Raw genomic sequence first — 13,449 nt, forward strand, 5'->3', positions numbered from 1 at the left:
TTCGCGAGCAGGCTCGCTCCTACAGGGGATTTGTGGACTACGCACATCCAGTGTGGGAGCGAGCCTGCTCGCGAAAAACGATCGGCGTGTATCAATCTTCCTTGCGAACGGTCGCTACTTCATCAGCGCGAACCTTGACCTTGGCTCCGGAAATATCCTCGAACTCATAGAACCCGTCTTCGGTCTTGGTCTTGGGCATGTCCTCGGTCAGGTATTGGGTGCCGTTCTGCAGCGTCACCACGGTCTGGGTCGAACAGCCGCCCAGCGCCAACAGGGCTGCGACCGCTACAGGAATGCCCAGCATCTTGATTTTCATACCCACCTCTGACTCCTTGCTTGAATGTGATTGCGGGCATTGTCGGCCCTCTAACGCGGTTGGTGCCAGCATCGGCGGAAAAGTTCGATCACAGCGCGAAAAAAACGCCATTGATCTTTTTCCGTTTGCGCCGGAGACGGCTGAGCTGGTATCTGTACGCATAACCAGTGTTCGCTTGCCGTGGCTTTGAATTCCCGTGACCTCCAACCCTCTCGACGATCCGTTCTATTACCTCAACAACTTCCGGCAAGTGCTTGATTGGCTTGGACTTCGCTACGCTGATGTGATGAGCGCACGCGAACACGGCTTCATCCGCGACTTCAACACGCTGCCGCAAGCTTCGCAGGGATTGCTGGTGCGCATGGTCATGCGCAAGGGCATTCATTTTCGCGCGAGCAAACTCAACTATGTGGAAATCGGCGACATCGCTGAGGCGGCGCAGCCATTGCTCGACCACGGCTGGCTCGACGAACGCGCGGCGCTGACCCTCGCAGAACTGTTCGATGTTTTGCTCAAGGCCGAGCTGCTGCAGGCATTCGGCGCCTTCATAGAACAGCCGAAAGGGCGCAAGGATGAATGGCTGCCCTTGCTGGCTGACCAGTTCACCGAAGCGCAAACCCTGCGCGCCTGGGCGCCGCAACTGGCGGATCGCCTGTTCAGCCTGACCCTGATGGATCTTTGCGATCGCCTGCGGCTGATGTTCTTCGGCAATCTGTATCAGGACTGGTCGGAATTCGTGCTCGCCGACCTTGGCATCTTCACCTATGAAAAAGTCGAGTTCTGCGCTGATTCCCGAGGCCTGCGCAGTCGCGAAGACGTCGACGCCTGCCTGTTCCTGCATCAGTGCCAACTGCGTTTCGAGGCGAGTGAGCCGCTGGAGGAGATCGTCGAACAGATCAACGCCGTGCACTTCGACAACCCGTGGCTGCGCCGCCGGCAAGCCAAGGCGTTGTTCCAGATCGGCCAGTATGGCGAGCGCATCGGCGATTTCGCCCTGGCTTTGAGCGTTTACCGCGACTGCGCTTATCCGGGCGCGCGATTGCGGATGATCCGCGTGCTCGAACGCTGCGGCGAATATGCGCTGGCGCTGGAGCTCGGCACGCTGGCCGAACAGGCGCCGCAAAGTGCCGCCGAGCAGCAGGGCTTGCAACGCATCGTCCCGCGTCTGCGGCGCAAACTCGGTGGCCCGCCGCTCAAGCGAGCCAAGGCGAGAGAGGTCGAGCGCCTGGACTTGCACTTGCCACGCGTCGATCCGGCGCGCTCGGTGGAATTCCATGTGCAAGCGCACTTGCATGCCGATGACGGCCCGGTGCATTACGTCGAGAACAGCCTGATCAACTCGCTGTTCGGCCTGTTGTGCTGGCCGGCGATTTTCGCGCCGTTGCCGGGTGCGTTTTTTCACCCGTTCCAGCGCGGCCCGGTCGATCTGCTCAGCGAAGATTTCCTCGAGCGCCGCGCCGAGCTGTTTCAGGCGTGTCTGGGCGAGCTCGACGACGGCCGCTATGCCGAGACGATCCGCCAGCGCTTTGTCGACAAATGGGGGATTCAGTCGCCGTTCGTGTTCTGGGGCGCGCTCAATGAAGCATTGCTTGAACAGGCGCTGGCCTGCCTTCCCGCTGACCACCTCAAGCACTGGTTCAAACGCCTGCTGCTCGACATCAAGGCCAACCGCGCAGGCATGCCGGACCTGATCCAGTTCTGGCCGCAGCACAAGACCTACCGGATGATCGAAGTCAAAGGCCCCGGCGACCGCTTGCAGGACAATCAACTACGCTGGCTGGAGTTCTGCCACGAGCACCAGATGCCGGTGGCCGTGTGTTACGTGCAATGGGCGGAGCAGAGCGCTTGAGTTACAGCGTCGCCGTCCGCGCCCTCTGCGAGTTCACCGCCAAGACCGGCGACCTCGACCTGCGCTTCACCCCCTCGCCGACGGCGCTGGAAGGCATCGTCGGGCATCGCACCGTGGCTTCGCGGCGCAGCGAGCAGTACCTGAGCGAAGTGGCGCTGCAAGGCGAGTTCGGCGAATTGCGGGTCAAGGGCAGGGCGGACGGCTACGACCCGGCGCAAAACTGCCTGGAGGAAGTCAAAACCTACCGCGGCGACCTGAGCAAGCAACCGGCCAATCATCGCCAGCTGCACTGGGCGCAGGCGAAGGTCTACGGCTGGTTGATGTGCGAGAAACTGCAACTGGAGCAGATCAATCTGGCGCTGGTGTATTTCGACATCGTCAGTGAAAAGGAAACCTGCCTGGTCGAAGCCCACAGCGCTGAAGCGTTGAAGACGTTTTTCGCGCAGCAGTGCGCTTTGTTTTTGCAATGGGCCGAGCAGGAAATGGCCCACCGCGAGGCGCGCAATCTGGCCGCGCAGCAACTGGCGTTCCCGCACGCGGATTTTCGTCCTGGCCAGCGGCATCTGGCCGAGTCGGTGTTCAAAGCCGTCAGCACCGGGCGCTGCCTGATGGCCCAGGCGCCGACGGGCATTGGCAAAACCCTCGGCACGCTGTTTCCGATGCTCAAGGCGCTGGCGCCGCAGCAGCTGGACAAGGTGTTCTTTCTCACCGCCAAGACCCCGGGGCGCAAACTGGCGCTGGATGCCAGTCAGGTGTTGTTCAGACAAACACCTGATCTGCCGTTGCGGGTGATGGAAATGGTCGCCCGCGACAAGGCCTGCGAACACCCGGACAAAGCCTGTCATGGCGAATCCTGTCCGTTGGCCCAAGGTTTTTATGATCGCTTGCCGGCCGCCCGCGAAGCCGCCAGCCAGATCAACCTGCTGGATCAGGCAGCGATGCGTGAAGTCGCCGGGCAGCACAGCGTGTGTCCTTATTATCTGAGCCAGGAAATGGCCCGCTGGGCGGACGTCGTGGTTGCCGACTACAACTATTACTTCGATTTCAGTGCGCTGCTGTTCGGTCTCGCCCAGCTCAATCAGTGGAAAGTCGCGGTGCTCGCCGACGAGGCCCACAACCTCGTCGAGCGTGGCCGGCAGATGTACAGCGCCAGTCTCGACCAGTTCACCCTCGCCAGCGTGCGCAAAACCGCGCCGGCAGCGCTGAAGAATTCCCTGCAACGGGTCAACCGCGAATGGAACGCGCTGCATGCGCCGCAATTGGCGGCTTATCAGGCCTACGACAAAGCCCCGGACAAACTCCTGCAAGCCATTTCCCTGTGCTGCGCGGCCATCGGCGATTACCTCAACGAGCATCCGCAAGGCCTCGACAGCGGTTTGCAGAACTTCTATTTCGATCTGCTGCAATTCGCCCGGGTCGCCGAGCTGTACGACGAGCATTACCTGTTCGATATCAGCAAACGCGACCTCGACCGCAAGCGTCCGCTGTCGCAACTGTGCTTGCGCAACGTAGTGCCGGCGGCGTTCATCGGCCCGCGCCTGACTGCGGCGCGCAGCAGCGTGCTGTTCTCGGCCACGCTGAGCCCGCGCAACTATTACGCTGACCTGCTCGGCACGCCTGCCGACACGGTGTGCATCGACGTCGAATCGCCGTTCAGTGCCGAGCAGTTGCAGGTGCACATCGTCAGCCAGATCTCCACCCGGTTTAACCATCGCCAAGCCTCGCTGGAACCGATTGTCGAGTTGATCGCCCGCCAGTTCAGCGAGCGCCCGGGCAACTATCTGGCGTTCTTCAGCAGTTTCGATTACCTGCAACAGGTGGCGACATTACTGGCTGAGCGCCACCCGCAGATCACTCAGTGGCTGCAGTCGCGGGGCATGGCCGAGGGCGCGCGGCAGGCGTTTCTCGACCAGTTCAGCGCCGACAGCCAGGGCGTCGGGTTTGCGGTGCTGGGCGGGGCATTCGGCGAGGGCATCGATCTGCCTGGGGCGCGGCTGATCGGTGCGTTCATCGCCACGCTGGGACTGGCGCAGCTCAACCCGGTCAACGAGCAGATGAAGCGGCGCATGGCCGCCATTTTTGGCGCCGGTTACGACTACACCTATCTGTACCCGGGGATGCAGAAAGTCGTACAGGCCGCCGGGCGGGTGATTCGCACCCGCGAGGATCGCGGCACGGTGATGCTCATCGACGATCGCTTTGCCGAAAGCCGCATCAAGCAGTTGTTGCCGCGCTGGTGGGCGATCAAAAGCGAGCCGGCACTTTTCAAATCGGCGGATTCACGCATACTTCAGCCCATGACAGTGGCTGGTGAGTGTGATGAGTGAGAACAACAGAACCGCAGCGATCGACGACAGCCGTTTCCGGCTGCTGATCGATGCGGTTGTCGACTACGCGATCTACATGATCGATCCCGACGGTACCATCACCAGTTGGAACTCCGGCGCCAAGCGTTTCAAGGGTTACGAAGAAGCGGAAATCATCGGCGAACACTTTTCGCGCTTCTATACCCCTGAAGACCGTGCCAACGGCATGCCGCAACGGGCGCTGGACACCGCGATCCATGAAGGACGCTTCGAAGGCGAGGGCTGGCGTGTGCGCAAGGACGGCACGCATTTCTGGTCGCACGTGGTGATCGACCCGATCATCGATCCCAGCGGTAAATTGCTCGGGTTCGCCAAGATCACCCGCGACCTCACCGACCGTAAAATGGCCGAGGAAACCCTCAAGCGAAGCGAACAGCAGTTCCGCCTGCTGGTGCAGGGCGTCACCGACTATGCGATCTATATGCTCAGTCCTGAAGGTTGCGTCAGTAACTGGAACCAGGGCGCGCAGCGCATCAAGGGTTACCTGCCGGAAGAAATCATCGGCCAGCATTTTTCGATTTTCTACACCCCCGAAGACCGCGAACTCGGCGAGCCCCAGCGTTCATTGGCAATTGCCACCCGCGAGGGCCGGTTCGAGAACCGCAGCTGGCGGATGCGCAAGGATGGCACGCGCTTTCTCGCTCACGTGGTGGTCGATGCGATTCGTGGCGACACCGGCACGCTGCTCGGCTTTGCCAAGATCACCCGCGATGTGACCGAGGCGCACGAAGCGCAGCAAGCCCTGGAAAAGACCCGCGAGGCGTTGTTCCAGGCGCAGAAGATGCAGGCGATCGGCCAACTCAGCGGCGGTATCGCCCATGACTTCAACAACCTGCTGACGGTGATTCTCGGCAACCTCGAGATCGTGCAGAAGCGCATCGGCGACGCGCCGAAAATCGCTCGACTGCTGGAGAACGCCACCCAAGGTGCCTTGCGCGGTGTCTCGCTGACCCAGCGCATGCTGGCCTTTGCCCGCCGCCAGGAACTGCAGACCGAATCGGTGGATATCCCGCAATTGGTGCAAGGCATCACCGGGCTCCTGCGCAGCTCGCTGGGGCCGGGGATTCGCATCGAAACGCGCTTCCCCGCAGATCTTCAGCCCGTGCTGGCCGACAGCAATCAGCTGGAACTGGCGATTCTCAATCTGGCGACCAATGCCCGCGACGCCATGCCCGATGGCGGCACGGTGGTCATCCAGGCGCAGGCGGAAGTGGTGCTTGAGCAAACTCATTCGACTTTAGCGGCGGGCCGTTACGTCTGCCTGAGCCTCATCGACAGCGGCGAAGGCATGGACGAAGCCACGCTGGCCTGCGCCCGCGACCCGTTCTTCACCACCAAGGGTTTGGGTAAGGGCACCGGGCTGGGCTTGTCGATGGTGCATGGCTTTATCGAGCAGTTGGGCGGGCGCTTTATTCTCAAGAGCGAGAAGGGTCGGGGCACCTCCGCCGAGCTGTGGATTCCGGTGGCGCTTGAGCGTCCAGTCAGCCGACCGGTCTATAGCAACGCGGCGCCCATTGCGGTGCCAAGGCTCAGTGTGCTGGTGGTCGACGACGACTCACTGGTGCTGACCAGCACCAGCCTGCTCCTCGAAGACCTCGGCCATCGCGTCATCGGTGCGACCTCCGGTGCCAAGGCGCTGGCGATGTTCGATCAAGGCGAGGTGATCGATCTGGTGATCACCGACATGGCCATGCCGCACATGAGCGGCGCGCAACTGGCCCACGCGTTGCGCCTGCTCAAGCCGGATCTGCCGATCATTCTCGCCACCGGTTACGCCGAACGCCTCGAAGGTTTCGCCGCCGAACTGCCGCGCCTGCCGAAACCGTTCACCCAGTTGAATCTGGTGCAGATCATCGCCGAGTCGATGAAGTGACGCGCTGGTCGATCCGGCTGAACTAGTCTGGACGCGTGCCTTTCCAAAAGATCTTGTTCACTTTTGGAGGGCACGTCTCTTGCCTCGCATATTGACCCAGCCAAGCGCTGTTGAAGAAGCCTTGGCCGAACACGACGCCAAGATGTTTGGCTCACCCAAGGAGCGGCTGGATTTCTATCGCCGGGAAATCCAGTACGAAACCAGCATCCTCGCCAACCGCACCGACGCCTACCTGGCAGCGCAGTCGTTTCTGGTGATCGCCTTCGCCTCGTGCATGGCCAACCTCAATCCGGAGTGGGGCAAGATGTTCACCCTCGTCGTGCCGCCGTTTCTGGCACTGCTTGGCGTGCTCAGTTCACTGAATGCCTGGCCGGGGATTCGCGCGGCGTACGACATCATCGATCACTGGCACTTCAAGCAGAGCCAGTTACTGCACAGCGAGCCGGTGATGGGCGCGGCGTATGACGAATCACCGCTATTCAGTGAAATGGAATCGAGCCACAAGGGCTATCGCAAGTCGCTGCTGTTCTCGGTGCGCACGCCTTGGATCTTTGCGACGTTCTGGGTGATGTTGGGGGTGTATGCGGTGTTTATTCAGGTGACCAATCCTTGAGGTGGGTTGGTCGGGGGCAGGGGACAGGTGCTGGATTTTGTGGTGTCTGTGAGATCTTACCCCCTCACCTGATCTGGCTTAATGATTCTGGACACCCCTAAAGGGCGGTAATCTACGCCCATAGACGAGGTGTGATTTGACCAGACGATATTTTTCGACAGATTTCAAACGGGATGCGGCTTGCCTGGTTTTGGATAAAGACTATTCGGTGAGTGAAGCCTGCGAAGCAATGGGCGTGGGCCCTACAGCTCTGCGTCGCTGGGTTGAGCAACTGCGTGCGGAGCGCAGCGGCAAGACGCCTGAGAAGTCCAAGGCCATGACCGTTGACCAACAACGCATCCAGGAACTGGAAGCAACAATTCGACGGATTGAGCGCGAGAAGGAAATTTTAAAAAAGGCTACAGCTCTCTTGATGTCGGATTCCCTCGATCGGTAAGGCTGGTCGAGGAGTTAAGCGAGCAATATTCAAGATCCGAGTTGTGCGTTGTATTTGGAATCAACCGCAGCAGTTATTACGAGCGTCTGAAACAGCGGGCGAAAGTAGATGACGGGCGCAATCGCCTAAAGATCAAAGCTGCTGAATTACATGAGCAAAGTCGCGGCTCAATGGGCGCGCGCAGCCTGTCAAAGGCGCTATGTAACGAAAAAGAGTCGGTGGGTCGTTACATGGCTCGTAGCCTGATGCGCGAGCTCGGGTTGAAGAGTCAGCAACGGCGCAGGCATCGTTACAAACCCAGCGGTGCGGAGGCGCAATACGCCCCCAATCATTTGGAGCGTAAATTCAATGTCGAGATCCCCAATCGAGTGTGGTGTGGCGACGTGACTTACATTTGGGCCGGTACTTACTGGGTTTATCTGGCTGCTGTACTTGATCTGCATGCCCGGCGTATCGTCGGCTGGGCGATGTCCAGAAGCCCGGATTCAGCTCTGACCTGTCGAGCGTTAAAGATGGCTTTCGAGTCGCGAGGACGCCCTGAAAACCTAATGTTCCATTCGGATCAGGGCTGTCATTACAGCAGTAAAGTATTTCGTGAAATGCTGGCGGACATGCGCATAAAACAAAGCATGAGTCGACGAGGAAACTGCTGGGATAACGCCCCGATGGAGCGTTTCTTTGGCAGTTTGAAATCTGAATGGATACCCAAGGCTGGCTACCGAAACGAAGATGAGGCTAGTACCGATGTGTTGCGCTACCTGACCCATTATTACAATCGGATCAGGCTGCACAGTCACAACGGATATCGGACTCCGGTAGCAATGGAAGCCTTGGCAGCATGAGAAATGACCTAAACCCTATAACCGTGTCCAGTATCGTTTGACCAGAACAACCCCAGCCCTCTCCCCCAGGGGGGCGAGGGGGAAAGGGAGCCGATTTTCACGCTTTTCAAAACTTCTAGTCGACGCGGTATTTCAGGTCGGTGCAATACGCAAGAACACCCCGGTCAGTCCCCTCTCCCTCCGAGAGAGGGCTAGGGTGAGGGGCTTTTGACTTTTATCACGCCGTTTCCAGCTCACGCCGCGCAGTAACAGCATTCTGCAACGCCGCCGGAATCGGCGGGAAATCCTCGTTCAGCACACACAGATGATCAATCGCATCTTCAAATTTCGCGTCGGCTTTCTTGCGCAGTGCCCGGTATTGCTCAAAGCGTTCGAAGTCGGTCGGTGTCTGTTCCAGCAGCGCGTTGGCCGCTCGGTTCAGTTCGTGGGCTTCTTCGAACAGTTGACGATTGCGTTCCAGAGCCAGTGCTCTGCAAGCCTTGATTTGCGCAGGAGTCGAGCATTCGTTCATGACTGTAACCTTGTTTGTGTCGGGGTTCCGTTGACAGGCTATGCACCGCAGGGGAACCGAACCTGGCGGGCCGCGCTGGATGATTGGCGCGGTTAAAGTTGTGACCCTTGGGGCGCGCTCGGCGATCCATTTTTTTGCAGAAAAATCTTCGATGATTTCCGGCAAACCGCAGCGCCAGAAGAATCAGCTTTTTCGTTGCTTCAAGCTTTCATACCGCGCCAGCATCGGCTGTGTACTGATGCCATGCAGCAGGATGCTCAAGGCCACCACCGACAGGGTGAGGTCGGTGCAGACCTTGGCCACGTCGGAATCCAGTCCATGGTTCAGCGCGAAGAACAGATAAAACAGGCTGCCGATGCCACGTATGCCGAACCAGCCGATCAACAAACGCTGCGGCCCGCTGAGCAGCTTGCCCCACGGCATCAGCGCCACGCTTAACGGACGGATCAGGCAAAACAGCACGGCGCCGATCCACAGCGCCCGCCAGTCCCAGTGGGCAATCAGCACGACGCCGAGCAAGGTCACCAGAAACACCTCCATCGCCCGCTCGACCAGACTGCCAAAAGCGAGCATGTCGCCCATCATGATCCCCGCCGCGACCTGGCTGTCTTCCAGCTGTTCGGTGTCGCCATGCACAGCGTTCTCCGGTTCGACGTTCTGATGGCCGACCACCGGCTGCACCAGATGTTCGGCCGGTACTTCGGTAATGCCGGTGGATTTCACTTCTTCCTGACGCAGGCCGAGGCCGGCGGCGAACACTGCAAGGAAGCCGTAGCCGCCAATCGCATCGGCGACCACGTAGGACAGCGCGATCAGCGCGAGGGTCAGGTAATCGTTGGGGCCGAGGGTGCTGTCCTCGTTGTGGATGCGCAGTGACAGCGCGATGCGGCCGATGCCGCGGCCCATCCAGTAACCGGTGAGCAGACCCGCCGGCACCGCCCACAACAGACTGCGGATCACCCAGTGCTGCCACTCGCCGGCACTGCCATCACCATGGAGCAACAGCAAGCCGAGAATCACGAAAGGGAAGGCCACGCCATCGTTGAGACCCGCCTCACCGGACAGGCCGAAACGCACGCTGTCGACGTCCTGCGCATCGTTGACCTGCACCAGCGCCGCTAGCACCGGATCGGTCGGCGCCAGCATCGCGCCGATCAGCAGCGAAGGTCCCCATGCCAATTGCAGGCCCCAGTGCAGCAACAGGCAGACGCCGATGATCGTCAGGATCATCACCGGACCCGCCAGGCCGAACGCAATGCGCCAGGTTTTGTTGGTCAGTGGCAAACGCAGCTTCAGCCCGCAGACGAACAAGGAAAAGAGCACCGCGACTTCCGTCAGGTGCTCCATCCACAACGACGATTCTTCCAGCGACAGTTTCAGCAGGTCGAGGCCGCTCGGACCGATGGCGATGCCCAGCAGCAGGCACACCGCTGAGGTGGTGACCGGCATCCAGCGCAACCACGACGACGTCAGGGCCAGCATCAGCAGCACGGCGCCGAGCACCGCAACCCATACGCCGAAACTCATGACCGCTCACTGCAATGGGTGTTCAAGGACAGGCGCACCGGGTCAGCTCACGGTCGTGCGCAGGTACTCGGGGATGAGCACGTTGAACCACAGCAGGATCATCGACACCAGCATGGTCACCAGCACCAGCAGGCCAACGCCCCACACGCACGCCGAATACAACAGGCCCTGTTCCTTGCGCTCATGCATGAACGTCGGCAGGCCGACGAACAGCAGGAACGTCGAATAGATCGAAGCCGCGCCAAGCACCAGAATCGCCAGCCAGCGACTCGGGTACAGCCCGGCGATCCCGGCGATGAAAAACGGCGTCACTGTGTAAGCCGCAAAACCGATGCATTGATTCAGCGTCGGGCGCGCATCGAATGAACGCGACATCCAGCGAATGAAGCCGCCCATGATCGCCACGCCGGCAACAATCGTCACGTACAGGAGCACGCTCAATTGCAGGGCGCTGGCCGTGCTCAGGCGCACGTTTTCACCCACGGCGAGGCTCCAGCCGACATAGGTCGTGCCGATGAACAGGCACACGGCCGGTATCAACGCGAGCAACAGCAAATGGGCGAGGTAATGGCGGGGATGGGTTTCTTCTTCGCGGCGGATATCGGTCCAGGCGAAGTTGGGTTGGGTGAAGAGTCTGACAAGGGGGGCGGACATGACAACCTCCTGTTCCTGATGGCCCGTAGGCGCTTACAGGTATGGAGGGATGTCATGCCGCTCGGGTTCAGTTTTTCTGCTGCACGGTTACAGCATCGGTTTGCCGCCGGTCACGCCATAGCGCTGGCCGGTGATGTAGCTGGCTTCGTCAGAGGCCAACAGCACGTAGATCGGTGCGACTTCCACCGGCTGGCCAGGACGGCCGAGCGGGGTGCTGCCGCCGAAGTTCTGTACTTCTTCATCGGGCATGGTCGAGACGATCAGCGGTGTCCAGATCGGGCCGGGCGCGACGCTGTTGACGCGAATTTCCTTGGGCCCGAGCATTTGCGCCAGGCCGCCGGTGAAGTTAGCGATAGCGCCTTTAGTGGTGGCATAGGCCAGCAGGGTCGGCTTGGGCATATCTGAGTTGACCGAGCTGGTGTTGATGATCGACGAGCCGGGACGCATGTGTTTGATCGCCGCCTGGCAGATCCTGAACATGGCAGTGATGTTGACGTCGAAGGTCATCACCCATTCGTCATCGGGGATTTCTTCGAAGTTCTCGTGGGTCATCTGGAATGCGGCGTTGTTGACCAGTATGTCGATGCGACCGAAGCGCTCGACGGTCTGGTCGACCAGCGCCTGGCATTGAGCCTTCTCGGCAATGTCGCCCGGCAGAAGGATGCACTGACGCCCGGCCTGTTCGACCCAGCGTGCGGTTTCCTTGGCGTCCTCGTGTTCATTCAAGTACGCCACGGCGACGTCGGCACCTTCACGGGCAAAAGCAATCGCCACCGCGCGACCAATGCCGCTGTCAGCGCCGGTGATCAGCGCGATCTTGCCGGCGAGGCGGCCGGAACCGACGTAGCTTTGCTCTCCGCAGTCTGGATACGGTTCCATCTTGCGTTGCGAGCCGGGCACCGGTTGGGCTTGTTTCGGGAAGGGTGGTTTTGGATAGTCAGTCATCGCAGGGTCTCCTGATTTCAAGGCCAGTGTTCCGGGTTGACCCGGTGGGTTTGCCTTGAGTTCGATCGGATTTGCGCTGGATTTCTGCTGAACACCGGTCCCCTTGTAGGAGTGAGCCTGCTCGCGATAGCGGTCTGTCAGCCAGGATTAGGTGACTGACAGACCGCTATCGCGAGCAGGCTCACTCCTACAGGGGATCTGTTTGAAGTCAGAGATTGCGGTTGGACAGCGCCCGCTCCATCCGCGCAATCCCTTCTTCGAGCAATGCCCGCGGGCAGCCGAAATTCAAGCGTACGAACTGCTGATGAGCGTCGCCAAAATCCAGTCCGGCACTCAGCCCGACCTTGCCCTGTTCAAGGAAGAACCGCTGCGGATCCCGCAGGTCCAGCGCCGTGCAATCGAGCCACGCCAGATACGTGCCCTGCGGCACATTGATGGTCACGCCCGGCAGGCGCGTGCGCACGGCGTCCACCAGCCAGTCGCGGTTGGCCTGCAGGTAGGTTTTCATTTCAGCGAGCCACGGCCCGGCTTCGCTGTAGGCGACACGGGTGGCTTCCATGCCCAGCGGATTGACGCTGTCGACCATGCCACAGCGGGCGTGGTTGACGCGTTCGCGCAGGGTGGCGTCCTGGATGATCATGAACGAGGTCTTGAGACCGGCGATGTTGTACGCCTTGCTCGCCGACATCAGGGTGATCGTGCGTTTGGAAATTTCCGGACTCAGCGACGCGGTGGGAATGTGTACGCGGCCGTCGAAGCACAGTTCGGCGTGGATTTCGTCGGAGATGATCCACGCGCTCTGCGCTGCACAAATGTCCGCCACTGCCTGCAACTCTGCGCGGTCGAAGACCTTGCCGATCGGGTTGTGCGGGTTGCTCAGCAGCAGGGCGCCACCGCCCTCGAGCGCCTCACGCAAAGATTCCAGCGGCGTGGCGTAAGTGCCATCGGCTTGGGCGTCGAATTCCAGCTCGACCTTGTTCAGACCCCAATGTACCGGCGCATGGCGCAGCGGCGGATAGTTCGGCGTTTGCACGACGACATTCTGCTGTGCCTGCACAAGAGCCTTGAGCGCCATGTTGAAGCCCGACTCCACGCCCGGCAGGAAAATCAGTTCCTGCGGTTTGACCCGCCATGCGTACTTGTTCCAGAGGTCGGCGACGATGGCTTCACGCAGGTTGTCCTGCGCCACGCTGTACCCGAGCAGCGGGTGCAGCAGGCGCTGCTGCAAGGCTTCGATGATGACCGGTGGCGCGGCGAAATCCATATCAGCGACCCACATCGGCAACACATCGGCCGGGTAGCGGCTCCACTTGGTGCTGCCGGTGTGGTGGCGGTCGAACAGCTGATCAAAATCGAAAGTCATGCGCGGTCTCGTCAAGGCGGGATTGGTCCTGGCGGACATTCTATGCGCAACGCCATCTGTGTGGGAGCGAGCCTGCTCGCGAATACGTCGGGTCAGGCAGGATCGAGTTGAATGACCCACCGCTTTCGCGAGCAGGCTCGCTCCCACAGGGGTT

At 60.4% G+C, this 13,449-nt stretch carries 11 protein-coding genes; 5 read left to right on the forward strand and 6 right to left on the reverse strand.

The features are described 5' to 3' along the window. Positions 1–91 precede the first annotated feature (91 nt). Positions 92–316 (reverse strand): YgdI/YgdR family lipoprotein, encoded by a 225-nt coding sequence (locus BLU71_RS07605; protein ID WP_042610041.1) that lies wholly within the window; start codon positions 314–316, stop codon positions 92–94. Between the two features lie 196 nt (positions 317–512). Here BLU71_RS07605 and BLU71_RS07610 point away from each other — a divergent pair, with 196 nt between their 5' ends. The 5 genes from BLU71_RS07610 (at position 513) to BLU71_RS07630 (ending at position 8,295) form a co-directional block, all read left to right on the forward strand. Beyond that, a complete protein-coding gene (locus BLU71_RS07610) occupies positions 513–2,165 on the forward strand; it encodes a VRR-NUC domain-containing protein (RefSeq protein ID WP_083352718.1) in 1,653 nt (550 codons plus the stop codon). Beyond that, positions 2,162–4,492: an ATP-dependent DNA helicase gene (locus BLU71_RS07615; RefSeq protein WP_156889218.1), complete on the forward strand. Its 2,331-nt coding sequence runs from the start codon at positions 2,162–2,164 to the stop codon at positions 4,490–4,492. The genes BLU71_RS07610 and BLU71_RS07615 overlap by 4 nt, the downstream gene beginning before the upstream one ends. Further along, positions 4,485–6,404: a hybrid sensor histidine kinase/response regulator gene (locus BLU71_RS07620; RefSeq protein WP_083352719.1), complete on the forward strand. Its 1,920-nt coding sequence runs from the start codon at positions 4,485–4,487 to the stop codon at positions 6,402–6,404. Before BLU71_RS07615 ends, BLU71_RS07620 begins: the two co-directional genes overlap by 8 nt. 79 nt (positions 6,405–6,483) lie before the next feature. Next, entirely contained in the window at positions 6,484–7,017 is a 534-nt protein-coding gene (locus BLU71_RS07625; RefSeq protein WP_042610038.1) for a hypothetical protein, read from the forward strand. A 136-nt stretch (positions 7,018–7,153) separates the two neighbouring features. Further along, a protein-coding gene (locus BLU71_RS07630; RefSeq protein WP_408980746.1) for an IS3 family transposase occupies positions 7,154–8,295 on the forward strand; the annotation gives its coding sequence in 2 pieces (ribosomal slippage) (positions 7,154–7,415 and positions 7,415–8,295; 1,143 coding nt in all). 217 nt (positions 8,296–8,512) lie between these two features. On the opposite strand, the gene BLU71_RS07635 is transcribed toward BLU71_RS07630, so the two are convergent. The 5 genes from BLU71_RS07635 to BLU71_RS07655 form a co-directional block, all read right to left on the reverse strand. Beyond that, complete coding sequence (locus BLU71_RS07635; RefSeq protein ID WP_064364783.1) at positions 8,513–8,806, reverse strand: hypothetical protein; 294 nt, start codon at positions 8,804–8,806, stop codon at positions 8,513–8,515. A gap of 183 nt (positions 8,807–8,989) precedes the next feature. Then, positions 8,990–10,333: a cation:proton antiporter gene (locus tag BLU71_RS07640; protein ID WP_064364785.1), complete on the reverse strand. Its 1,344-nt coding sequence runs from the start codon at positions 10,331–10,333 to the stop codon at positions 8,990–8,992. 42 nt (positions 10,334–10,375) lie between these two features. Beyond that, positions 10,376–10,987 carry a Yip1 family protein gene (locus tag BLU71_RS07645; protein WP_042610035.1) on the reverse strand — a complete coding sequence of 204 codons (612 nt, stop codon included), beginning with the start codon at positions 10,985–10,987 and terminating at the stop codon, positions 10,376–10,378. Between the two features lie 87 nt (positions 10,988–11,074). After that, positions 11,075–11,932 carry a glucose 1-dehydrogenase gene (locus tag BLU71_RS07650; protein ID WP_042610034.1) on the reverse strand — a complete coding sequence of 286 codons (858 nt, stop codon included), beginning with the start codon at positions 11,930–11,932 and terminating at the stop codon, positions 11,075–11,077. Between the two features lie 208 nt (positions 11,933–12,140). Beyond that, complete coding sequence (locus BLU71_RS07655) at positions 12,141–13,295, reverse strand: MalY/PatB family protein (protein ID WP_083352720.1); 1,155 nt, start codon at positions 13,293–13,295, stop codon at positions 12,141–12,143. Positions 13,296–13,449 lie beyond the last annotated feature (154 nt).

This window comes from Pseudomonas moraviensis (assembly GCF_900105805.1).
Taxonomy (GTDB): Bacteria; Pseudomonadota; Gammaproteobacteria; order Pseudomonadales; family Pseudomonadaceae; genus Aquipseudomonas; species Aquipseudomonas moraviensis_A.

Coding starts and splice junctions, on each gene's coding strand:
- BLU71_RS07650 (WP_042610034.1), bottom strand. CDS start 11,932: ATGACTGACTATCCAAAACCACCCTTCCCGAAACAAGCCCAACCGGTG.
- BLU71_RS07620 (WP_083352719.1), top strand. CDS start 4,485: ATGAGTGAGAACAACAGAACCGCAGCGATCGACGACAGCCGTTTCCGG.
- BLU71_RS07655 (WP_083352720.1), bottom strand. CDS start 13,295: ATGACTTTCGATTTTGATCAGCTGTTCGACCGCCACCACACCGGCAGC.
- BLU71_RS07605 (WP_042610041.1), bottom strand. CDS start 316: ATGAAAATCAAGATGCTGGGCATTCCTGTAGCGGTCGCAGCCCTGTTG.
- BLU71_RS07640 (WP_064364785.1), bottom strand. CDS start 10,333: ATGAGTTTCGGCGTATGGGTTGCGGTGCTCGGCGCCGTGCTGCTGATG.
- BLU71_RS07645 (WP_042610035.1), bottom strand. CDS start 10,987: ATGTCCGCCCCCCTTGTCAGACTCTTCACCCAACCCAACTTCGCCTGG.
- BLU71_RS07635 (WP_064364783.1), bottom strand. CDS start 8,806: ATGAACGAATGCTCGACTCCTGCGCAAATCAAGGCTTGCAGAGCACTG.